Genomic DNA, 21,231 nt, shown 5'->3' with positions numbered 1-21,231 from the left:
TCCAGGCTGGCGCTCGCCGTTGGTCCCAGGGTTGCTGCAGCCTTCGCATCCACCCAGAGCGTTCCTCTCTCGGCCGGACTGTCACTGTGCTTCGACCGGCTGGGGCCCCTCCGTCGCTCAGCGCCCCCGCTCACCAACGTCCCGAAACCCGTGTGTCAGTGTGTTCTTGCGGCCGAAAACCGTTTCTGTGGAAATCACGAGTCGGCTGCAGATTCGCCTAGCTTCCCGCTCCGGCGTGTTCAGCAACGGACGGCTCCTGTGGACTTACGGCCCGTTTTCGAACGCGGTCGAGTCCAGAATCCGCCCAGATCACCGTTCACGCCGACGGGCAGTTTCCAAGAGAATCGTCCACAGATCCATTTCGAGGGGAGCCCACCGATTCGAGCGAGCGCCGCATCCGTGAAGGTGGAGCGTCAGGCAACGATTAGAGAGCGTAAACGGTCCGTAACATGGGGATTACCCAGTTGTCTCACAGTCGAGAGTCTGTGAGATGGGTCGAGCCCGCTTCAGGGGTCTCCACCTAGTCGTTTGATGGCGTGTTTGTCTCCGCCCATAGGGGTGGGCGCACGGAGTGCGCCCATGGTTCGACGATGAAACGGAACCACATGCAACAACTCCGGAACCGATCGGCTGCACAATGGTTGCAGATAGCGGGGATTTTCGAGTTGGGGGAAAAACGATGAACGGCCGCCGATGTCCAGAATGTGATCGTGTCTTCGATACTCGAAATGGCCTCGCGATACACCACTCCAAAAAACACGGAGAGGTACTTCCCAACCGCCAATGTCACAATTGCGAGGGCTATTTCCATTCAGAACACCAGAAAAAGTACTGTTCCGACGTCTGCCGTGAGGAAGCGGTCTCCTTCGCTGGGGCAAACAATCCGAATTACAACGGCGGACGTGAAACGACGACGTGCCAAATCTGTGATCAAGAGTTCGAATACTACCCGTCCGAAAAGCGTGGTCTGTACTGTCCGAGCTGTGTGGAAACAGAACAGTGGCGAACGCCACCCACAATAGAGGGGCAGGACCATCCCCGATGGTCAGGTGGGAAGCAGACAGTCACGTGTGTTGTTTGTGGTTCTGAGGATGAACGCTGGCCCAGTGAAATGAGTGACGTGATAGTCTGCAGTGAAGAGTGTCGAAAACAGTGGTTGTCGGAAGCCTTCACAGGCGAGGGACACCCGAACTGGAAAGGTGGTGGAAGCCCGTCGTACGGCAAAGGGTGGAACGAGATTCGGTCACAGGCGCTCGAACGGGACGGTTACCAATGCCGAGTCTGTGGGGTGACTCCCGATGAGCTCGATCGGAATCCGGATGTCCATCATATCATCCCCGTTCGGGTGTACGCCGAGTCTGAGAATCACTCGACTGAGGACGCACACCGGCTAGACAACGTTATTTCACTCTGTATTAGCTGTCATCGCAAAGCGGACCACGGAAAGATTCCACGGGGCCGACTGCGGGCGCTGATTCGTACATTCCCAGATGACCCTGATTAAAATTGCATTGTATGATTGGACCGATGGCGTCTATGGAGGGTTGTATTGTGCTACAAATGCAATACACCCCCACCAGCCTGAAATCAGACAGCATACACAAATCGAGACTCTAGATTGTGAGCGCCAAAATTCCGGCGTTATATCTCATCTAACAACGATATAGGAAACCGAAGAAAGTGTCAGTCCGGGTGCGAGAATCGAACCCGCGTCTCAGCCTCCACAAGGCTGAAGGATAACCACTACCCCAACCCGGACACGCGTTGGGTCTCTGCACTTCCACCTAATTCGTCTGCACCTGAAATACGTTACGACTCCCTCTGTGGGCGCGTCACCCCGTGACACACCAATTCCGAGACGCTTTTCCGGTGAGCAGTCGTACGTGACTGTACGCGTGGCCATCACGGACAAGATTTACGTCAAGAACCATCGGCAGATCGCCTCCCAGCTGGAGACGAACATTCCGAAGGGAGCGTTCTCCGGTGCGACGCTCGACCTCCTCTTTCAGGGCGAGAACCTCGCGAAACTCGACGAGACCACCCAGGACCGAGTGCTAGATTTCGCCGAGGATTTCATGGACTGCGACTGTCAGGCCAACCCGCACTGTGGTCACCCCGAAGAGAAGTTCATCGAGTACCTGCTCGAACTCCGCGAGCAGGGCCTCGGTCCGGACGCCATCGTCGACGTGATGGGCGACGATTACATGCTGTACGCCTATCCGGGCGACGTCCTCTCGTTTCTGGACGATTCGGTGCGCACGCTCGAAGCGGTCGAATCCCTGGCCGACGTGGACGGAAACGAGGAGATGGCGCGGCGAGCGCGCAATACGAAACAGAACCTAGTTAGATAGAGTCGTCGAAGCCACCGCCGATGCGGTAGGGCGAGTCTTCTTCGTCCTCGCCGCCGTCTAAGTCTTCGAGCTGGATGACTTCCTCGCCGTCTTCGTGCTCGTCGAGTTCCTGGCGGAGTTTCGTCACGTAGCGTTTGTGTTCTTCGAGCTGTTCACGCAGGTGTTCGGCTTCGAGTTCCAGCCGCTCGTGTTCGCGAACGAAGCTCTTGGGAACTTCGACCTTCGGCGGGAAACTCGTCTCGTCGCTCGTGCGCTCGTTGACCTCGTGTTCGGGGACGACCTCGACCTGGCCGTCGTGGGCAACGAGCAGATCCACGTAGTCGCGGAACACCGCAGAGAGCGAGAGATCCCGCTCCTCTGCGATCTCGCGGAGCGTCTCGAACTTCTCCTGGCTCACGCGAAAGGAGATCGTCTTGTTTTTGTTGCCCATCGTACTAGAAGTCGTCTCACTACACTCACTTAACGGTTTGTCAGACACACGCATATCAGATTCTGATATTTTCCGTCGCAATGGAAGTGACTCAGCTGGTCGAAAAGGTAAGATTAGTGCTCCAGTTATCTTTTCTGAGAATAGACCGGTTGTCGTGACGCTCAGTGGGAAGTGATAACGCTGGTTCCGGGGCCACGTGGTCAGTTGATCGGTGACAGCGCAGTCGCTGGCTGTACAGCGACAGAAAAACCGGAGCCGAGAGGAATTACGTCGACGCTTGCAGTTCGTCGTCGGCGGTGTCCAGGCTCTCGAGGGCTTCGACGACCGCCCGACGGTAGTTCTCGACGGGCAGGTCGTACTCCTCGCGGGCCATCTCGACGTACTCGTCGGTCGTCGCCTCCTCGCTCTCCTGGAACCGCTGGATGCGCTCGATCGTGCGCTCCGCCGTCTCGACGACCCAGCGGTCGCGGGTGGCCTCGTCGACCGTCGTGATCGATTCGGGCCGGACGGAGACGTTCACGTCACCCTCGTCGGTCTCGTAGGTTCGGGGCTTGCCGACCACCGCGACGTACGCCGGCGGTTCGAGTTCGCGCAGCATGCTCGCGGCGTCGGGCTGGTACTGTCCGGCGTACATGAAGAACGTGTCGCCGTTCGGGTCGACGACCCGACCCTGCCAGTACTCCGAGTCCTCGCCGACGTCTTCCGTCTCGGTGAGCGTCCCGACGATGAAGATGCGGTTAGCCCGCTCGCCCGTCGGGAGCAGGAGGTAGACGGGCGCGCGCTCGTCGTCGGACTCCTTGAACGTGTAACCGGCGTCGTTGAACTCGCGTGCGAACACGCGCCGGGCGACCTCGCGGGTTGGGACTGCTGCCATGTTAGATCGACCTCGCTTTGATGAGGGTTGCTTCGGCGTCGACTGCGCCGTCCAGTTCCTCGACCGAATCGGCCAGCACGTACCGCCTGAACGTCGGCCCGCTCACGCGGTAGTACTTCCCGAGGGTCTCCTTGCGCATCTGGTCGGCCACGACGGTCGTGTCCAGCGCGTCCATGGCCATCTCCTTGGCCTCTTCTAAGGTGATGCCCGTGAACTCCTCGGTGGCCTCCTTGTCGAAGATGACTTCGTGGACGTCGTCGCCGTCGTCGAGCACGCCCTTGATGCGGAGGTCGAACTCGCCTTCCGCTTCGCCGTGTTCCGAACAGCGCCCGTTCTGGAGCACGCGCGTGCAGTCCTCCTCGGGGCAACGCTTGATGAGGCCGCTCCCGCTCTGGATGTCGACCAGCGCGCCCTCGACGGTCGCGTCGTCGTCGCCGACCTCGATGTCCTCGTCGGACTCCTCGATGACGGTCGTCCGGTTGAGTTTGACCGAGAACCGGCCCTGGTACTCGTCGGTCACGACGTTACGCAGGTCGTAGACCTGCCCTTCTTCGAGGTCCTGGAGGTCGGATTTCGACCACTTCGTGAACTTGATCGTCCCGGTGGGATCGCCCAGCAGGCCGACCTGCGCGACGGCGTCGCTGTTGGCGTCCCAGAGTTCGACGACCTTCGCCGTGAGGTCGATCCACTCCTCTGGTGCGTCGACGTCGCTGATCTGTTTGCGCTCGTTCCCCCCACCACCGCTCGAGAGGTCCTCGCGCTCCATGCCCGCCTCGTCGAGGTACGTGCTCGTGACGCTCCGGCGCGCCTCGTCGAGGGGAACCTTGTATTCGTTGACCAGCGTGTCCAGTCGCTCCTGGACGGTCTCGACCGTGATGTCGAGCTGGTCGGAAAACTGCTCGTGTATCTCTTCCGCTTGGGTACGCAAATCTGTCATGCTCTCACTGCCTCCGCGTCGTTTTCAATGGGAGGCAATCGAGGGTTCGTCGCCATCCAGTATAAAGGCTCGGCCAGCAGAGTGGAAGTGGTGTGCTGACAGGTTGTGGCAGGCGCAGGTCACAGTTCCGCAGGACCGGTGTCGGCTGCGAGCGTCGCCGACATCTCACCGTCTTCGGACTCCCAGACGACGCTGAAGTCGTAGTCGGATTCGGCGCCGATCGTGACGTGATCACCGGCGACCACGGCCGGTCCGTCGTCGATCTCACCGGACGCACTCCCCTGCCACTCGCCGGGCCCAGTCATGTCGACGTCCGGAATCGGTGCGAAGCCCTCTCCCCTGATGGAGAGTTCGTCGCGTCGGATGGTGTCACCGCCGTCGTGGGTGATCGTCACCGTTCCGACGTTGGTTTCGCCCCCCTCGTACTCGAAGGTGAACTTCGCCATCGGCGTCTCGCGTCGCCGGGGAGCTGGCGAGGCGAGTTCGCTCGCGAGGTCGGCCAGTTCGTCCGTCGAGTTCTCGTACGTGACGACGACGTCCGCCCCGTTCTGGGTGATGGAACTGTCCTCCAGGACGGTCGCGACGGCGTCCGTGCTCGCCTCGGTCGCGGTGAAATCGAGCACCGCCTCTAGCATCTCGACGAGATTCGCCGCCGTGTCGTCGTCGTCGGCCGCGAACGTCGCCTCGATGCCGCGCTCGTCACCGTCCCGGTAGACGGCCCCCGAGACGGTCGAGACCTCGTTGAGCGGTTCCAGTTGGATCGTCTCGGCGTCGGTGCGCTGGTTGAGTGCCTCCGGCACGTACGCCAGCGGAACGTCGGCGACGAATCTAACGGGTGCCGAGCGAGTGGTCGAGAACGCGTCCGCGAGGGTCCCGTCGAGCGCTTCGGCCTCGCCGATCTGGGCCTCGATAGCGTTCTTGACTGCCCCCTCGGCGCCGACGACGTACCGGCCCGCCTCGGCGTCGAGCACGCCGACCCAGATGCTCAGTCGATACTGGGTGTCCGGCCGATAGATGGGTTGTCCGTAGTGTTCGTCCTCATCGTACGACCACGTACTGACTGCTGCGAGACCGTCGACGACGTCCTCCGCGTCGGCGTCGATCGTCACGAGCGAGCCGAACCCGCGCAGGTTGTAAAACCCGTAGAGGCCGTTCCACCTGAGAAACGGCGTCACGCTGGACACCGTCGAAGGGTCGACTCCCGTCTCCTCCTCGAAGCGCCCCAGCAGGTCCTCGACAGTCCTGGGTTCGTCCGTCCCGTCACGTGCCTGGACCTCCAGCCACGCGTTCACCACCGACCGCAGTCCCGAGTCGTTCCGGAGCGCGTCGGTGTCCGCCTGCACGGCCACGTCGACGTCGTCGGGCACTGGGCCAAGCTGCCCGGAGCTACCCACCACGGAGTCCACGATGTCCGAACAGCCAGCCAGACTGGTCAGGCCGGCCATCCCTGCGATGGCAGTCCCTGACCGCAGTACGTCACGCCGCGAACGATGAGCGTCCATGTGTACTCACACACATATCAGCCCATAATTGTTATTGTGTCGATATATCCTCGTCCGGCTCAGGCGTCGGGGCCTTCCCAGGCTGCGAGCGTCGCGGCCGTCTCACCGTCGGTCGACCGGTAGATGACTCGTATCTCACCGGCCGCCTTGATACCGACCGTCACCGCGTCCCCCGGAGCGACTGCCGGCTGACCGTCCTGCGTACTGCTCGTCGACCCGGCCCACCGTCCGCTGTCAGTCATGTCCACCGACGGGACTGCCGCGAAGCCCTCGCCACGGACGAACAGTTCCGACTGTGTGATGATGTCGCCGCCCTCGTGCACGATACTCAGCGTGCCGCGGTCCCCTTTGGTCTCCTCGTACTCGAAGGTGAAAGACGCCTGGGGGACCGACGCGATCCCGTCATCGTGCCCGGTCGACCCCATCGCTTCCTCGACCAGATCGACCAGGTCCGCGATCGACGCCCCGTAGGAGACGCGGACGGTCGTTCCGTCCTGTGTCACCTCGGCGGCAGCCAGCGCGTCGCCGATCGCATCGTTCGTTTCCGTATTTCTCGCGAGCGTGAACAGGCCGTCGAGCATCGCCGCCACGTCGTCGGCTGCCGCCGCGTCGTCGGCGACCAACGTCGTCTCGATGCCGCGGTTGTCGCCGTTCCGGTACACTGCGCCGACGACCACGTCGATCTCGTCCAGGATGGTCAGGTCGTGCTGCTCGTCCGGCCCGACGGTGTTGGGCAGGTGGTCGGTCGGGACCGTCCCGACGAACCTGACTGGTCCCGTCCGCGCGGTCTCGTAGGCCGCTCTGAGGCCCTCGTCCATCGGGTCTTCGTCCCCGTGCTGGACGTCGATCCCGGCTTTGACGGCGTCTTCCGAGCCCATCACGAACTCGCCGTCACCGACGACGCCGACCCAGTAAGAGCGTTCGTACTCCGGTTCGTAGAGCGGCTGCCCCGCGTACTCGTCTCGGTCGTACCCGGTGTTCGACTGCTCGATCGACGCGACGAGGGCGTCCGCGGTCCAGTCGGCCCTGAACAGCCACCCGTTGAACGCCGGGTCGATCGTCTCGTAGCTGGCGCCCGAACTCCACGCCCAGAACGGCGTGACCGACCGGACGCCGTCGGGGTCGAGGCCAGTGTCCGTCTCGAACCGCGTCAGCAGTTCCGCGTAGTCTTCGGGGCCAGTGTACCAGCTGTTTTTCGCCTGCGTCTCGAGCATCGCGTCGACGACCCGTTCGGTCCCGCGGTCGTCGAGCACCGTCTCGGCGTCGGCGTGAACGGCGGCGTCGGCCCGGTTCGGGACGCGCCGAAGGGCCGTGTCGAAGTCGTCGCTCTCGTCCGACTCGGTGGGAACGGGCGTGTCGATCTGATCGTTCTCGGCGTCGTGCAGTCCCGTACAGCCCGCGAGACTGCCGAGCGTCGCGAGACCCGACAGGGCGATACCGGTCCGCAAGACGTCACGTCTGGAGGGCTTCTCAGAAGCCATGTGCTGTTGACTGTGGTACAGATTCTTAGTTTTTCATATCGTTCGACCGAGACGACCGTCGATCCCGTCGGCGACGGACCTTTGTGGGGGTAGTGCCACCAGGACCACATGGACGAGGGGCGCATCCGTCGCTTCCTGGAGACCACGTTCCGGTCCGCCAGCCAGCAGATCGACGACGCCAGGCGGGCCTACAGCGACGCCAAACGGAGCGCGCTCGCCGACCTCCCCCAGGACGAGGCGGGGCGCGCGAAGATCGTCTGCCGACGGCACGCCGAGCGCCGGGCCGTCTCGCTCGACGAACAGGCCCGGCCCGCGTGTTTCGATCCCGACCACCAGGACTGTCGGGGCTGCGTCGAGGACGTCCGCGAGGGCGTCGTCGAAACCTGGTAGGCTTTTCCTGCCGGCGGTCGACTGATCGGTATGGACCGCCCGCTCGTCGCGGTCGTGCTCGCTGGCGGGACGGGGACCCGGCTCTATCCCGCCAGCCGCAGCGACAGGCCGAAGCAGTTCCTCGATTTCGGCGGCGACCAGTCGCTGCTCGCCGACACCGTCGCCCGCGCCGCGTTCGCCGACGAGGTGTACGTCCTCACCAGGCCGGCCTTCGCCGACGACGTCCGCGAGCACGCGCCCAGCGCCGGCGTCCTCACCGAGCCAGAACCCAAAGACACCGGGCCGGCGCTGGTCTACGCGGCCCACCGCATCCGCGAGCAGGTCGGCGACTGCGTTCTCTGTTGTCTCCCGAGCGACCACCACGTCAGCGGCGCGTTCGCGACGACGATGGAGACGGCGGCGGCCGCCGCAGTGGAAACGGGGGGGCTCGTCACCGTGGGCGTGGAGCCGACCCGAGCTGCGACGGGCTACGGCTACGTGAACCCCGGTGAGCGTCGCAACGGCTACTTCACGGTCGACCAGTTCGTCGAGAAGCCCGATTCAGCGACTGCCGAGAACTACGTCGAGGAGGGGTTCTACTGGAACGCCGGCATCTTCGCCTGGACGCCCAACGCGTTGCTGTCGGCCGCCCGGCAGACCCCGCTCGAACCGCTCGTCGACGCCCTCGACGCCGGCCGCCCCGAACAGGGCTTCGACGCCGTCGACCCCGTCAGCATCGACTACGCCGTTCTCGAACGGACCGGTCGCGCGTATCTCGTCCCTGCCCAGTTCGAGTGGGACGATCTCGGCTCGTGGGACGCGTTCGAGCGCGTCCTCGACGCCGACCCGGAGGGCAACGTCGTCGTCGGCGACGGCCTGCTCGCGGACAGCGAGGACTGCGTCGTCGCCACCGACGGCCACGTGAGCGCCGTCGGCGTCTCGGACCTCGTGATCGCCAGCTACGGCGATCGCACGCTCGTCGTGCCGAAAGCCGACGCCCAGCGCGTCCGCGACGTCGTCGCCCGCTTACGAGACGACGACCGCTTCTAGCTCCGCAGGCTCCCGCCGTCGACCGGGAGCGCCGCGCCGTTGACGTAACTCGCCGCGTCGCTGGAGAGCCACGCGACCGCCTCGCCGAGTTCCTGCGGATCGCCCACGCGCTCCAGCGGCACGCCCTCGGACCAGTCGTCGCGTCCCTCGTCGTAGCTGTCGAACTCGCCGCGTTCGACGGACTGCTCGATGAGTTCCTCGATGCGACTCGTCTCGTGTGCCCCCGGCAGGACCGCGTTGACGCGCACGTCCGGCGCGAACTCCCGCGCCTGGGTCTTCATCAGCCCGATGACCGCCCGCCGGACGGAGTTCGACAGCACCAGGCCGTCGATGACCTCCTGCACCGAGCGCGAGGTGATGTTGACGATCGTGCCACCGTCGCCCGCTTCGAGGTGGGGATACGCCGCCCGCGTCGCGCGGACCACGCTCATCACCAGCAGGTCGTAGGCGTCCTGCCAGTCCTCGTCGTCCATGTCCAGGAACGGGCCGCTCGGCGGCCCACCGGCGCTCGTCACGAGGTGGTCCAGCCCGCCGAACTCGGCGACGGTCTCGTCGACGAACCCCTCCAGGTCGGCCTTGTCGGTGATGTCGGCCTGCACCGCGAGCACGGCGCCGTCCCCGGCGTCCTGTAACTGTTCGCGCGCATCCGCGAGACGCTCCTCGTCGCGCCCGCAGATCGCCACGTCGGCCCCGTCGCGGGCGAACGCCTCGGCGCTCGCGAAGCCGAGGCCGCTGCTCGCTGCCGTACACAGTACTGCGTTCCCGTCGAGTCCCAGGTCCATGCGCGAGCCGACGGCTGCCGTCCCCTAAATCTCTGCGCGTTCACGGCGGACGAGACGAGCGCGAGTTCACTCGGGTCGCGTCTGGCGCCGCACCCGGACCTCGCCGTCGCTCGTGACCCCGAGGAACAGCTCCTGTTCGACGTTGCGGCCGGTGATCGCGTTGCCGGCCGCGTCGCTCACGAGTTTCATCAGGTCGGGCGCCGTGTAACTCACCTTCACGCCCGCCTCGTCGCACCGGTCGAACACCATCGCCGGCACGTCGTACAGGTCCGTCCCCGGTTCGACGACGATCCGAACCGGCGCGTGCAGCGCTTCGGAGAACGCGACCGTCTCGCGCGCCTTCTCGACGTTCTGACGCGCGCTCGCCTCGACGCTGGAGACGTTCGCCCGTGACGTTCCCAGTCGGTCGGCGATGTCGGCCTGCGCCATCCCGCGCTCGCGGAGCGCCAGCACCTCCGCCTGTCGCCTGGTCAGGACGTTCGTCTCCTCGTCGAATCCCGCCCGGTCGAGAATGTCCTCGACGTCGATGTCCTCAGTCATTCGTGTCAGTGGACGCGTGTCGCGCCCGCTCGTCGTCGAGTTCGACCGCCCGTGCGAAAAAGCCACCGTCTGTCACCTGTGAGCCGCGAAACGGAAACTGTCCACCCCGGTCGTCCGCTCGCCAGTCCTGCCGGTACGTCGGCCCGTCTCGGGCCGTCACGACCCTCAGCCGCCCCAGAAGTTGTCTCGACTTCCGAGCCGCGGGTCCTCTTTCTTGGTCGGCCCCTCGTCCTCGTCGTCGGATTCGGCGTCCGCCTCCGCAGCGTCGCCCTCGTCGTCCTCGGCGTCTTCGGCTTCGTCCTCGTCCATCGGCAGCCGTTCGACCTCCTCGGCCTTCGCGTGGTTCGAGTGGACGCGCGTGATCTTCACACGCGACCGCGCCTCGGGCAGCACACCGTCGACCATCACGATGAAGCCGTCCTCGGTGCGACCGACGCCGGCACCGCTCTCGTGGATGTCTTCGACAGTGACGACGACTTCCTGCCCCTGCTGGACAGGCTGTTCTTTGAGATCGCGGATCGGCTGGTTGTAGTGCTGACACCACTCGGCCCCGCCGCGGTCGCCGTAGTGCTGACAGCCCATGCCCTGGATCCGCTCGGAGAAACTGGGGCACTCGTCCGCGAGTGGACAGTCCGGCATGCACCGTGGTACTCAGAGCGCGAAGTAAACGCTTACGAACCACCTTTTTCTCGTCGGGGGTGTCCTCGCGCCACCGGCGCTGCGGGCACCCCCGCGACAAAAACGTGGGCGAAAAACGTCGGACGCTCACTTCGTTCGCGTCCGGGGAACCGCCTCGCGCACAGCGCTCGGCGGATGCTCGCTTGTTCCCGCTGTCGCTCTACGGCTGCACCGTACAGCAACTTATTCCGCCAGGAACTCCCGAATCGGCTCGATCTGCGCGTCGGTGTTCAGCGACGGTGCGTGTCCGCAGTCGACTTCGACGGTCTGGGCGTCGGGTTGCGTTTCCTGCATCCGCTCGAACGGGTCCTGCGGGAGGATCTCGGACTCTTTCCCTCGAAGGATACAGAGGTGCTGATCGAGGCTCTCCCAGACGTCCCACGGGGCCGGAGCGTCGTCGTCGGATTCGCTCTCGACGAGAATCGCCGGGTCGTACGCCGGGGCGATCCCGCCGTTGCCCGTGCGTCGCGCCGAGGTGACGGTGAACCGTCGCCACTCTTCGTCGCTCATCGGACTGAAGCGGCCCTGGTAGAGGTCCTTGTAGTACGCCTCCAGTTCCGTGATGCGCTCGAACGTCGGCGGGTCCGGGACGTACTCCATGATGCGGCCGAGGGCTTCGGGCGCGGCGTCGGTCTCGGGATTCGGCGGCATGTCGTTGACGACGAGGTGACTGATGCGGTCGGACAGCGGCCCGGCGGCGACCGCCATCCCGAGTCCGGCCCCCATCGACGTGCCGACGTATCGGAGCGAATCGAGTTCGAGCCGATCGCACAGCCCAACGAGCGCGTCGACCATCGCCGCGTCAGCGTAGCGCTCGGCCGGGTCGGCGGCCCACTGACTCAGTCCCCGGCCGGGCATATCGGGACAGATGACGTGATACTCGTCTTCGAGGGCTGCCGCCAGCGGGTCGAAGTCCCGGCCCACGCGGGAGAGTCCGTGGACGCAGAGGACGGGCGGGTTCGCTGGGTCGCCCCAGGCCGAGTAGTGAAGTTCGAAGTCGTCGACGGTGGTAAACTGGTCGCTCCGCGGCATGGCCGTCGGTTCACCGGGCACCCCCAAAAGTCTCGGTGCGCAGTCGCCCGTGAGAGAATCATCATCACAGCGCCGGCAGACCACGACCGTTTAGTACGGGTAGTCGCCTGTATTCGACACCATGGGATTTGGCAGCTACGACGAGTCCGAGCAGAAGGACCAGAACGTCGAGACCGACGACGAGGACGCAGTCAACGTCCACCAGAACGACAACGACGGCGAGGTCACCTTCGAGACCGAGAAGTCCACCGACGAGCTGGTCGACCAGCTCCAGCACATGAAAAGCCAGGACGACGACGACTAAGTCCCTCTTTCAGCGCGCTTTTTCTCGACGCCTGATTCTCAGCAGCAACGCCTGTTGCAGGGAGCACGCGAACCCTCGTCACTGCAGGCGACCGGCGTTCGCTCAACGACCTACCCGTCGTACGTCGGATACTGCCGCGAGCACCTTTTTCTTCCTCGGGTCGCCTCGCTCCGCTCGGCCACCGCTCGTCGAAAAATCTGCACCAAAAATCGCTCTCCTTTCCTCCGGGCTTCGCCCGCTCGTCTTTCCGAGACACTCCTTTCAGTCGTGTCTCGTACCGGTCGCTCGCGTCACGCAACCGGCGTTCGCTCGACGACCTGCCCGTCATACGTCGGATACTGCTCGACGATCTCGCCCTCGTCGAGGTCACCTTCGTCGATCATCTCCTCTAAGAGCCACCACGCGACCTCGACGTGGTCGGATTTGACCGTGTAGAACTCCTCGGGCACGCCCAGGTCCTCGAAGGTCCCGGCGTCGACCCACGTCTTCCCGTAGACGAGCGTCCCGTCGTCGGTCACCTCGTCGAACGGCCGGCGAATCGTGCGGGCCATCCGCTTGAGGCGCCGGCGGTGCTGGGCGGCGTCTTTGAACACGGACGTACAGAAGTACACCCGCTCGTGGTCGCCCATCACGTCCAGAATCTCCTCGCGGGTCCCCTCGACGGCGCTCATGTGGCCCTCCTTGAGCTCGAAGCCTTCCTCCTGCATCCGGCGGTAGTTCCCCTGGCTCATCTCGAACTCGTTGACGTTACAGAACTCCGCCGCCCCCTCGTCCAGAAAGTCCAGGAACTCCTCTTCGGGTCGGATTCCCGGAATCTCGAACGCCGGGGTCAGCCCCTCCTCGCGCGCGACGTAGAGGATGTCTTCCCACTCGGTGCCGTGGAGGTCGCCCCACTGCTCGAACGGCGGGTGGAAGCGGATCTCGTCCAGGCCGGCTTCGGAGAGACGGCGCATGTTCTCCCGGCCGCCGGTGATCCCGGTGTAGAGGTGCGTGTGGAAGTCCTCGCCGAACTCCTCTTTGAGCAAGGAGAGATAGCGCGTGGTGCGAGCCATCGCCTCCTGGGGTTCGCCGCCGGTGACGGAGGCCCCGAGTGCGTCCATGCGCTTTGCTTCCTCGATGACGTCCTGGTCGTCCTCGACGAGTCGTTCGTTTGCGTACACGTCCGTGACGTTCTTGCGGTTCTCGCCGAGCGGACAGTAGAAACAGTCGCGCTGGTCACAGTAGCCGTAGACAAAGAGAACCATCTTGCCCCCCTTGGCACACTGTTCGCAGCCCTTCGAGTGCATCAGTACCTCTCTTTTCCGGTCGAGCGGCAAAAAGCGTGCGACTTGGGACGCAGTCGTCGCCGTCGCTGTCGGGTTCGGGCGTCTGAAACGGAAAGGGGATGAAGGATGGTGAAACGGCGGGAGGGAACGGGAGCGCGTGGTCTCGCCTACTTGTGCTGGGCGATGAGCTGGGCCAGCGACTCCTTGTCCCGGACGCCGACGACCTGCTCGACGGCCTCGCCGTCGGCGAACAGGATCATGGTCGGCACGCCCTGGACCTGGAACTGGCTCGCCAGCATCTGGTTCTGGTCGACGTCGACCTTCGCGATCGCCGCGTCGGTCTCGGCGGCGAGCGCCTCGACGGTCGGTTCGAGCATCTTGCAGGGACCACACCAGTCGGCGTAGAAGTCTACGAAGACCTGATCGTAGTCCGAGAGGAGTTCCTCGAAGTGGTCCGCACCGTCGACGTGAATCGGCTCGTCGGGCGCAGCCCCACTGCCGCCGTCTGCCTGTTCGCGCAGTTCCTCTGCCTTTTGCTCGCGGATCTCGTCCAGATCGTCGGCTTCTGACATCTCATTCCCACCTATGGGCCGGAGCGTTAAGTAGTTTTTCGTTACCTCCACAATACCGCACCATTCCGTAGACGCGAGGGATCAGCGAGTCGAGTCAAGTCGGCCGAATCTCCCCAACAATATTGCCGACGGACGTGTGTTTGCCCCCGGTATTGCCCGAGAGTGGCAATATAGATTCGATGGTGGGGAGCGCAGTCAGGACGGCGTCGCAGCGACGACGACGAACGAGCCGTTCCCCCAGCCGGATTCGACGCGGTCGGTGCCGTCCAGTTCAGTCGGGTCTGTAAACAGCGTCTGGGCGAACGTGAGGTCACCGAACCCGGCAGCAAGGAGCGCGTCGCGGAGTTCCCCGACGCCGAGGAACGTCGCGTCCCGGTAGAAGGGGTTCGACGACTGTTTTTCCTGGTACTGTTCGCCGAGCCGGCTGTCGCGGTCGACGAAGCCGATGACGAGCCGGCCGTCCGGTCGAAGGACGCGCCGGGCCTCCGCGAGCGCAGCGTCGAGATCGTCGACGAAGCAGACCGTCGTCACCAAGAGCGCGACCGCCACGCTGTCGGCTCGGAGCGGCAGCGCCTCCGCGACCCCGCGCACCGGGACGATGCCGCGGTCGCGCGCCCGTGCGAGCATCGCTGGCGAGGGATCGACACCGAGGTCGACGTCGAGCGGTGCGGCGAACTGCCCGCTCCCGACCCCGATTTCGACGGCGCTGACAGACTCGTCTCCCGGCAGCAGCGACCGGACGGCGGCCAGTTCCGACTCGAAGGCCGCCCGATGGGATTCGAACCAGCGGTCGTAGCGGTCAGTGTGGCGCTCGAAGGGATCGATCGTGGGCATGGGTCAGAGAGTCGCTTCGGTCAACGTCGCGCGCGTGCGATGATGTTAGAGCTTGCCGTCGAGGACTTTCGCGGCGGTGAGGACCGGGTCCCAGACGGGGCTGAAGGGCGGCGCGTACGCCAGGTCGAGATACGAGAGCTGCTCGACGGTCATCTCGGCGTGGAGCGCGGTCGCGACGGTGTCGATACGTTTGGCGACGCCCTCGCGGCCGACCATGCTCGCCCCGAGAACGCGCTCGCTCTCGCGGTCGGCGACCAGTGTGATCTGGACCTCCTCGCCGCCCGGGTAGTAGTGGGCCCGCGACTGGGCCGTGATCGTCACCGAGACGGGGTCGAACCCGGCTTCCTCCGCCTGGTCCTCGTCGATGACGCCCGTGCGGGCGACTTCGAGGTCGAACGCCTTCACCGCGGCCGTCCCGGCGATCTCGCCGACCGGCGTCGGGTCGCCCGCGAGCGTCATCCCGATGGCGCGGCCGGCGCGGTTGGCCGTCAGCGCGAGCGGCACGTGGTCCGGTTCGCCCGTGACGACGTGCGTTGCTTCCGCGTTGTCGCCGGCCGCGTAGACGTGCTCGTCGTTCGTCCGCCCGTACTCGTCGGTCGCGATGGCGCCCGTGGGACCGAGTTCGATGCCCGCATCCGCAGCGAGTTCGGCGTTCGGCGCGACGCCGACGCCGACCAGCGCCAGGTCGACCGGCACGTCCTCGTCGCCGGCCGCGATGCGCTCGACGCGGTCGTCCCCGTGCATCCCGTCGACTGAGGTGTCGAGGTGCAGGGTGACGCCCTGGTCGCGGAGGTGGTCTTCGACGGTCGCCGCGGCCTCGGCGCCGAACGGCTGGAGGGTGTGAGGCAGCATCTCGAACATGTGGACGTCCAGGCCGTGATGCGCGAACGCCTCGGCCATCTCGACGCCGACGTAGCCCCCGCCGATGATCCCGACGGCGTCGGGGTCCTCGGCTTCGGCGTACTCGCTGGCGGCCTCCCCGTAGTCCACCGTGGGCGTCTCCAGGCCGAGGTACTGGCGGACGTCAGCTGCTTCCCCCATATTGTGGAGGGTGAACACGCCCTCGAGGTCCATCCCGTCCAGGGGCGGTTCGACCGCGCGTGCACCGGTCGCGACGAGCAGGTCGCTGTAGGCCTGCTCGAACTCCCCGTCCGGGCCCTCGACCGTGATCGTCATGGCGTCCCGGTCGATCGCCGTCACTTCGTGGTTGGTCCGGAGGTCGATCCCCCGCTCCTCGATGAACGACTCGGGCGTCACCGACACCAGGTCCGCCAGCGTCTCGACCTCGCCTTTGACGTAGTACGGCAGGCCACAGGCGCCGTACGAGACCCAGTCACCTTTCTCGAAGACGACGACCTCACGGTCCGGCGCGTCCCGCTTGAACTTGCTCGCGGCACTCATCCCCGCTGCGTCGCCACCGACGACTACTACCGGTTCGCTCATATCCGCTCGTTCGGCCGGAACCCTAATAAAGTATTGCCCGCAGGAAACAATTCTACCAAGGGCACGTGCGATCCCACAGCAGCGCACAGCGACCCAAGACCGCACACTGACCGAACAAACACCGCGATCAAATCGCGCTCAGAACGGTCCATCGAAGGAGAATCGAGTCGGGAACTCGACATCCCCAGAAATGCTTTTGTGTATGCGATGCAATACTACAACTGTGGAAGCGAGTCGTTCGCACCCCTGACTCCGAACGGACGATCTCGGCGGCCGATCGGTCACGCGCCGTGTGCGACACGACGGCGTCGCCGACCGCCACTGTGGCATCGACGGCTACCCACCGCGGAAACCACGAACACCATGGCATCCAACTATCAGGACGCAGTCGAGGCACAGCGTCGCCGAAAAGACGAGTTCTTCGCGGACGCGCACCGTTCGCCGCTCCCGCCGGCCGAACAGGAGGCCTTCGAGGGGCTGAACTACTATCCCGTCGATCCCGCCTACCGGTACGAACTTTCCCTCGACGAGTACGACGACAAGGCGGTCGTCACCGTCGGGACGAGTACCGAAGGCGAACGGGAGTACCTCGCGTGGGGCGAGTTCACGTTCGAGGTGAACGGCGAGCAGGTGACGCTGGTCGCCTACAAGGCCGACCCCGACGACGACCGGCTCTGGGTCCCGTTCCGTGACGCGACCAGCGGCGAAGAGACCTACGGAGCAGGTCGGTACATCGATCTGGAGGTCGACGAACACCGGACCGACGACGGGACGTGGATTCTGGATTTCAATCAGGCGTACAATCCAACGTGCGCGTACGCAGACCAGTACGAGTGTCCGCTCCCGCCGACCGAGAACTGGCTCACGGTCCCCATCGAAGCCGGCGAGAAAGACTACGAGAAACACCACTGACGTCGCCGCGGCGGCCAGCGCGGTCGTCCGGCCGGTCTGCCACCCGGGACTGACGCCACCTCCCCAAAAGCAGATAAGCCACAGCGGTGAACCATTCGGTAATGCTGCTGGTCCTGTGTGTGGACCTGGACGACGACCTCGGCCGGAAAACCGGGCTGGAGACGCCGGTCATCGGCAGGGACGCCGTCGAGGACGCCGCCGTCGCGCTCGCGACCGCCGATCCCGAGGACAGCGACGTCAACGTCCTGTTCGAGGGAATCCACCTCCACGACGACCTCCCGGACGAAGAGATCGAGGTCGCGGCCGTGACCGGCCTGGACGGAAGCGACGTCGCCGCCAATCGGAAGGTCGGCGAGGAGGTCGACACCGTGCTGGCCAGGATCTCCGCCAGCAAGGACGTCCGCGCCATCGTCGTCACCGACGGCGCACAGGACGAGTCCGTCCTCCCCGTCATCCGCTCGCGCGTCACCATCGACAGCGTCCGCCGCGTCGTCGTCCGACAGGCCCAGGACTTGGAATCGATGTACTACACCATCAAGCAGGTGCTCGACGACCCCGAAACGCGGGGCACCATCCTCGTCCCCCTCGGGATTCTCCTGTTGATCTACCCGCTGGCGATCATCGCCGATCAGCTGGGTTTGCCCGGCGCCGTCTTCGGGTTTACGTCCGGTTTACTGGGACTGTACGTCCTCGGCCGCGGCCTCGGCGTCGAGCGCCTGCTCGACGCGGCCGTCGATCACGCACGGTCGATCCTCTACGCCGGCCGAGTGACGCTCATCACGTACGTGGTCGCGGCCGCCCTGCTGGTCATCGGCGGCGTCGAGGGCGTCCAGACGCTCGATCAGCTCCAGGCCAGTCGCGGCTCGCTCACTGCCCTGGAAGTGCTCGCTGCGCTCCTCTACGGTGCCATCCGCTGGTTCGCCGCCGCGGGGATCACGTCCAGCCTCGGCCGCGTCACCGACGAGTACTTAGACGAGGCGTTCGAGTGGCGCTACCTGAACGCGCCGTTCTACGTGCTCGCCATCGCCGCCGTCCTCCACGGCGTGAGCTTCTACTTCCTCGGCTACGGCTCGCTGTCGTACCTGGCCGCAGCCCTCACTGGCGGGACCATCCTCGGCCTGTTCAGCACGCTCGCCTTCGCAGTCGCCGAGTCCCGCTTCCCCAACAAAGCCTCGGCCTAACCAACGGTTACCGCCCGCGAACTGCAGTCAGGAGGTCATCGTTCGCGCACGACAACGAACTCAGCTAGATCCTGGAGGTACGCCAGCGCCTGCGAGTCGGGCGCGTCGACCGCCGAGATGGACGCCAGCGCGTCGTCGGAGAGGTCCCGCGCTCGCTGGTTGGCCTCCGCCGGCGTGATGTCGGTCACCTGCACGAGCGAGGGACGGTCCATCGTCTCGTCGTGCCCGGTCGGCTTTCCCAGGTCGTCCTCGTCGGCCGTCGCGTCGAGCACGTCGTCGCGCATCTGGAACGCGATCCCGACGCGCTCTGCGTACTGCCCGAACGCCTCGACGGTGTAGGCGTCGGCGTCCGCCGCGATCGCACCAAGTTCGGCCGCCGCCCGGAACAGCGCGCCGGTCTTGCGCCGCGCCAGTTCCATGTACTCGTCTTCGGTTTCGGGCTGGGCGACCAGTTCCGTCGCTTCGCCCTCGCCGAGTTCGACCATCGCCTCCGACACCGCCTGCATCGCCCGCTCGTCCGAGGAAAAGAGGGCGAACGCCTCCCCGAGCAGTCCGTCCGAAGCGATGATCGCGGGCCCGAAGCCGAACTCCGCCCACGCGCTCGGGACGCCGCGGCGGACGTCCGAGTCGTCGATGATGTCGTCGATGACCAGCGAGGCGTTGTGGACGAGTTCGATCCCGACGGCGTAGTCCACCGCGTCGGCGGGCTCGCCCCCGAGCGCCTCGCAGACGAGCACTGTCACTGTCGGCCGTACGCGCTTCCCGCCCGAGAGCGTGACGTGACGCACCTCGTCGGCCAACTCCGACGGTTCGACGCCGTCGAGAACCTCCTCCAGACGATCCTCGACGCGCGCCCGTCGGCTCTCAAGATACTCCATTACCCGACCCTCAGGAGTGGGGAGGCTTCAACCCCACGGAACCCACCTTTTTACTCCTCGGGTGTCCTCGCGAGCCTGCGGCTCGCTGTGGGCACCCTCGTCGCAAAAATCTGGACCAAAAAAGCCGGACGCTCGTTGCACTCGCGGCCGGTGAACCGCGGCGCGATGCGCCGCGGATGCTCGACAACAAGTCCGTCTTTGTCCCCGGTACCGCTACTCTACCGCAGTTGCGAGGGACACTACCAGTTCAGGATTAGAGAGAAGTGACTCACCGACCCGCGAAAAACGAAAGAAGACGAGCCGAGTTTAGACGTCGGGGACCTCGCCGCCGAACTCCTCGGATGCCACCTTTTTCCGCTCGGGTGTGCTCTGCACACCACTCGCGCAAAAATCTGGACCAAAAAACGCCGCTCACTTCGTTCGCGGCGAAACCTATACGTCCGGCACGTCGCCGCCGAACTCCTCGATGAGCGCGGGCACAACCTCGAAGAGGTCGTCTTCGATGCCGTAGTCGGCGAGGTCGTAGATCGGCGCGTTCGGGTCCGTGTTGATCGCGACGATCGTGTCAGCGCCCTTCATGCCAGCGACGTGCTGGACGGCGCCGGAGATCCCGATCGCGATGTAGACGTCAGGGGTGACGACCTTCCCGGACTGACCGACCTGGCGGTTCGCCGGCAGCCAGCCGTTGTCCACGATCGGCCGCGACGAGGAGAGCGTCGCGTCGGTCGCCTCGACGAGCGCCTCGATCAGCGGCAGGTTCTCCTCTTCTTCGATCCCGCGACCGATGGAGATCAGGAACTCTGCTTCGGCGATGTCGACGTCGCCGCCGGCGACCTCTTCGAAGCCGGTGACGGTGGACTGGATCGCGCTCTCGTCGATGTCGGCGTCGAACGCGGAGACGTCGGCGTCGCCCGTGCCTTCGGCCTGGGGCCACTCGGCTGGGCGGACGGTGACGGCTGCGCGGTCCTCTTCGACTTCGATGGTGGTCTCGACCTTCCCACCGTACTGTTCGCGCGTGACTTCGAGGCTACCGTCGGCGGAGAAGTCGACGGCGTCGGTCACCAGCGGCAGGTTGAGTGCCTCAGCGACCGCGGGCGCGTAGTCCAGGCCGTTGACCGAGTTCGGCATCAGGAGGTACGCAGCGTCCAGCTCGTCGGCGAGCTGTTCGAGCGCCTGGGCGTAGACGTCGTGGTTGAACTCCTCACCGTACTCGACGGTGTGGATGGCGTCGACGCCCTCGCGGTTGACCTCGTCGGCGTACGTATCGACATCGCCGCTGATGACGGCAAGGTGCAGGTCGCCGCCGGTCTCGTCGGCCAGTTCTCGGCCGGCAGAGATCATCTCGAGCGAGACGTCGCGCAGTTCGCCACGGCGGTGTTCGGTGACAGCGAGTACGTCACTCATGCGTCAACGACCCCCTTGTCCCGCAGGAACTCAGCAAGCTGTGCGGCTTCCTCCTCGGGGTCGCCGGACCAGATGGTGGCGTCGCCCTCGGATTCGGGTTCGTACATCGACGTCTGTGCGAGCGGACTCTCGACGACGTCGGCGTCCAGACCGAGGTCTTCGAGACTCTGAACGTCCAGCGGTTTCTGCTGGGCCTGGCGGATGCCGCGCAGGCTCGCGTAGCGGGGCTCGTTGATCCCCGACTGGATCGTGAGGACGGCTGGCGTCTCGATATCAGTCAATTCCTCGACGCCGCCTTCGAGTTCGCGGTGGACGCTCGCGACGCCCCCGTCGATGTCGAGCTCGAGGTCGTTGACGACCGCGCCCCACTCGTAGCCGATCTTCTCGGCCAGCGCGACGCCCGTCGCACCGT

General features: G+C 65.2%; 23 protein-coding genes and 1 tRNA gene. 7 read left to right on the top strand and 17 right to left on the bottom strand.

All coding sequences use genetic code 11. The features are described 5' to 3' along the window. The first annotated feature begins 637 nt into the window (after positions 1–637). Entirely contained in the window at positions 638–1,504 is an 867-nt protein-coding gene (locus MU553_RS23720) for an HNH endonuclease (RefSeq protein ID WP_345893356.1), read from the top strand. A 182-nt stretch (positions 1,505–1,686) separates the two neighbouring features. Here MU553_RS23720 and MU553_RS04625 read toward each other — a convergent pair. After that, positions 1,687–1,758: transfer RNA gene (locus MU553_RS04625), tRNA-His, on the bottom strand. Between the two features lie 137 nt (positions 1,759–1,895). Between MU553_RS04625 and MU553_RS04620 the strand changes: the two genes are divergently transcribed. Then, positions 1,896–2,351, top strand: a complete 456-nt coding sequence (locus MU553_RS04620; protein ID WP_247376546.1) for a DUF5814 domain-containing protein — start codon at positions 1,896–1,898, stop codon at positions 2,349–2,351. On the opposite strand, the gene MU553_RS04615 is transcribed toward MU553_RS04620, so the two are convergent. The 5 genes from MU553_RS04615 to MU553_RS04595 all read right to left on the bottom strand — a co-directional run bounded on the left by MU553_RS04615 (position 2,344) and on the right by MU553_RS04595 (position 7,575). After that, on the bottom strand, positions 2,344–2,781 hold the full coding sequence (locus tag MU553_RS04615) for a DUF8146 domain-containing protein (RefSeq protein WP_247376210.1): 438 nt from the start codon (positions 2,779–2,781) through the stop codon (positions 2,344–2,346). The genes MU553_RS04620 and MU553_RS04615 overlap by 8 nt on opposite strands. 265 nt (positions 2,782–3,046) lie before the next feature. Next, a complete protein-coding gene (locus MU553_RS04610) occupies positions 3,047–3,655 on the bottom strand; it encodes an RPA family protein (RefSeq protein ID WP_247376208.1) in 609 nt (202 codons plus the stop codon). 1 nt (position 3,656) lies between these two features. Next, a complete protein-coding gene (locus MU553_RS04605) occupies positions 3,657–4,592 on the bottom strand; it encodes a replication factor A (RefSeq protein WP_247376205.1) in 936 nt (311 codons plus the stop codon). A gap of 119 nt (positions 4,593–4,711) precedes the next feature. Then, positions 4,712–6,094 (bottom strand): hypothetical protein, encoded by a 1,383-nt coding sequence (locus tag MU553_RS04600; RefSeq protein WP_247376203.1) that lies wholly within the window; start codon positions 6,092–6,094, stop codon positions 4,712–4,714. Between the two features lie 59 nt (positions 6,095–6,153). Then, positions 6,154–7,575, bottom strand: a complete 1,422-nt coding sequence (locus MU553_RS04595; protein ID WP_247376202.1) for a hypothetical protein — start codon at positions 7,573–7,575, stop codon at positions 6,154–6,156. A gap of 108 nt (positions 7,576–7,683) precedes the next feature. On the opposite strand from MU553_RS04595, the gene MU553_RS04590 reads away from it, so the two are divergent. Beyond that, positions 7,684–7,965, top strand: coding sequence for a DUF7091 family protein (locus tag MU553_RS04590; RefSeq protein ID WP_247376199.1), 282 nt, complete (start codon positions 7,684–7,686; stop codon positions 7,963–7,965). Between the two features lie 30 nt (positions 7,966–7,995). Then, complete coding sequence (locus MU553_RS04585) at positions 7,996–8,994, top strand: mannose-1-phosphate guanylyltransferase (protein ID WP_247376198.1); 999 nt, start codon at positions 7,996–7,998, stop codon at positions 8,992–8,994. Here the strand turns inward: MU553_RS04585 and MU553_RS04580 are convergent. From MU553_RS04580 to MU553_RS04565, 4 genes are all read right to left on the bottom strand, one after another. Continuing rightward, the gene (locus tag MU553_RS04580) at positions 8,991–9,776 is read right to left on the bottom strand and encodes an SDR family oxidoreductase (protein WP_247376195.1); all 786 of its coding nucleotides are present in this window, start codon (positions 9,774–9,776) and stop codon (positions 8,991–8,993) included. The genes MU553_RS04585 and MU553_RS04580 overlap by 4 nt on opposite strands. Before the next feature lie 66 nt (positions 9,777–9,842). Further along, positions 9,843–10,316, bottom strand: a complete 474-nt coding sequence (locus MU553_RS04575) for a Tfx family DNA-binding protein (protein WP_247376193.1) — start codon at positions 10,314–10,316, stop codon at positions 9,843–9,845. Positions 10,317–10,481: 165 nt separating this feature from the next. Beyond that, positions 10,482–10,955 (bottom strand): TRAM domain-containing protein, encoded by a 474-nt coding sequence (locus MU553_RS04570; RefSeq protein WP_247376190.1) that lies wholly within the window; start codon positions 10,953–10,955, stop codon positions 10,482–10,484. A 222-nt stretch (positions 10,956–11,177) separates the two neighbouring features. Further along, positions 11,178–12,026, bottom strand: a complete 849-nt coding sequence (locus tag MU553_RS04565) for an alpha/beta fold hydrolase (RefSeq protein WP_247376187.1) — start codon at positions 12,024–12,026, stop codon at positions 11,178–11,180. 121 nt (positions 12,027–12,147) lie between these two features. Between MU553_RS04565 and MU553_RS04560 the strand changes: the two genes are divergently transcribed. Then, positions 12,148–12,330: a DUF5786 family protein gene (locus MU553_RS04560; RefSeq protein WP_247376186.1), complete on the top strand. Its 183-nt coding sequence runs from the start codon at positions 12,148–12,150 to the stop codon at positions 12,328–12,330. Positions 12,331–12,620: 290 nt separating this feature from the next. On the opposite strand, the gene MU553_RS04555 is transcribed toward MU553_RS04560, so the two are convergent. The 4 genes from MU553_RS04555 to MU553_RS04540 form a co-directional block, all read right to left on the bottom strand. Continuing rightward, positions 12,621–13,616 (bottom strand): radical SAM protein, encoded by a 996-nt coding sequence (locus tag MU553_RS04555; RefSeq protein WP_247376184.1) that lies wholly within the window; start codon positions 13,614–13,616, stop codon positions 12,621–12,623. A gap of 146 nt (positions 13,617–13,762) precedes the next feature. After that, positions 13,763–14,167: a thioredoxin gene (gene trxA, locus MU553_RS04550; RefSeq protein WP_247376181.1), complete on the bottom strand. Its 405-nt coding sequence runs from the start codon at positions 14,165–14,167 to the stop codon at positions 13,763–13,765. 195 nt (positions 14,168–14,362) lie between these two features. Beyond that, on the bottom strand, positions 14,363–15,001 hold the full coding sequence (locus tag MU553_RS04545; RefSeq protein WP_247376178.1) for a class I SAM-dependent methyltransferase: 639 nt from the start codon (positions 14,999–15,001) through the stop codon (positions 14,363–14,365). Positions 15,002–15,046: 45 nt separating this feature from the next. Continuing rightward, positions 15,047–16,444: an FAD-dependent oxidoreductase gene (locus tag MU553_RS04540; RefSeq protein WP_247376176.1), complete on the bottom strand. Its 1,398-nt coding sequence runs from the start codon at positions 16,442–16,444 to the stop codon at positions 15,047–15,049. A 363-nt stretch (positions 16,445–16,807) separates the two neighbouring features. Between MU553_RS04540 and MU553_RS04535 the strand changes: the two genes are divergently transcribed. Together MU553_RS04535 and MU553_RS04530 are read left to right on the top strand one after the other, a co-directional pair. Beyond that, complete coding sequence (locus MU553_RS04535; protein WP_247376174.1) at positions 16,808–17,356, top strand: DUF1684 domain-containing protein; 549 nt, start codon at positions 16,808–16,810, stop codon at positions 17,354–17,356. Positions 17,357–17,457: 101 nt separating this feature from the next. Beyond that, on the top strand, positions 17,458–18,537 hold the full coding sequence (locus MU553_RS04530) for a DUF373 family protein (protein ID WP_247376172.1): 1,080 nt from the start codon (positions 17,458–17,460) through the stop codon (positions 18,535–18,537). 35 nt (positions 18,538–18,572) lie between these two features. On the opposite strand, the gene MU553_RS04525 is transcribed toward MU553_RS04530, so the two are convergent. The 3 genes from MU553_RS04525 to MU553_RS04515 form a co-directional block, all read right to left on the bottom strand. Beyond that, positions 18,573–19,415 carry a polyprenyl synthetase family protein gene (locus MU553_RS04525; RefSeq protein ID WP_247376169.1) on the bottom strand — a complete coding sequence of 281 codons (843 nt, stop codon included), beginning with the start codon at positions 19,413–19,415 and terminating at the stop codon, positions 18,573–18,575. 432 nt (positions 19,416–19,847) lie between these two features. Beyond that, positions 19,848–20,819, bottom strand: coding sequence for an electron transfer flavoprotein subunit alpha/FixB family protein (locus MU553_RS04520; protein ID WP_247376166.1), 972 nt, complete (start codon positions 20,817–20,819; stop codon positions 19,848–19,850). Continuing rightward, positions 20,816–21,231, bottom strand: a 416-nt coding sequence (locus tag MU553_RS04515) for an electron transfer flavoprotein subunit beta/FixA family protein (protein ID WP_428222013.1), incomplete at its 5' end; no start/stop codon positions are given. The genes MU553_RS04520 and MU553_RS04515, both read right to left, overlap by 4 nt.

The organism is Halorientalis brevis, assembly GCF_023077655.1.
This window is presented reverse-complemented; position numbering and strand designations above follow the sequence as displayed.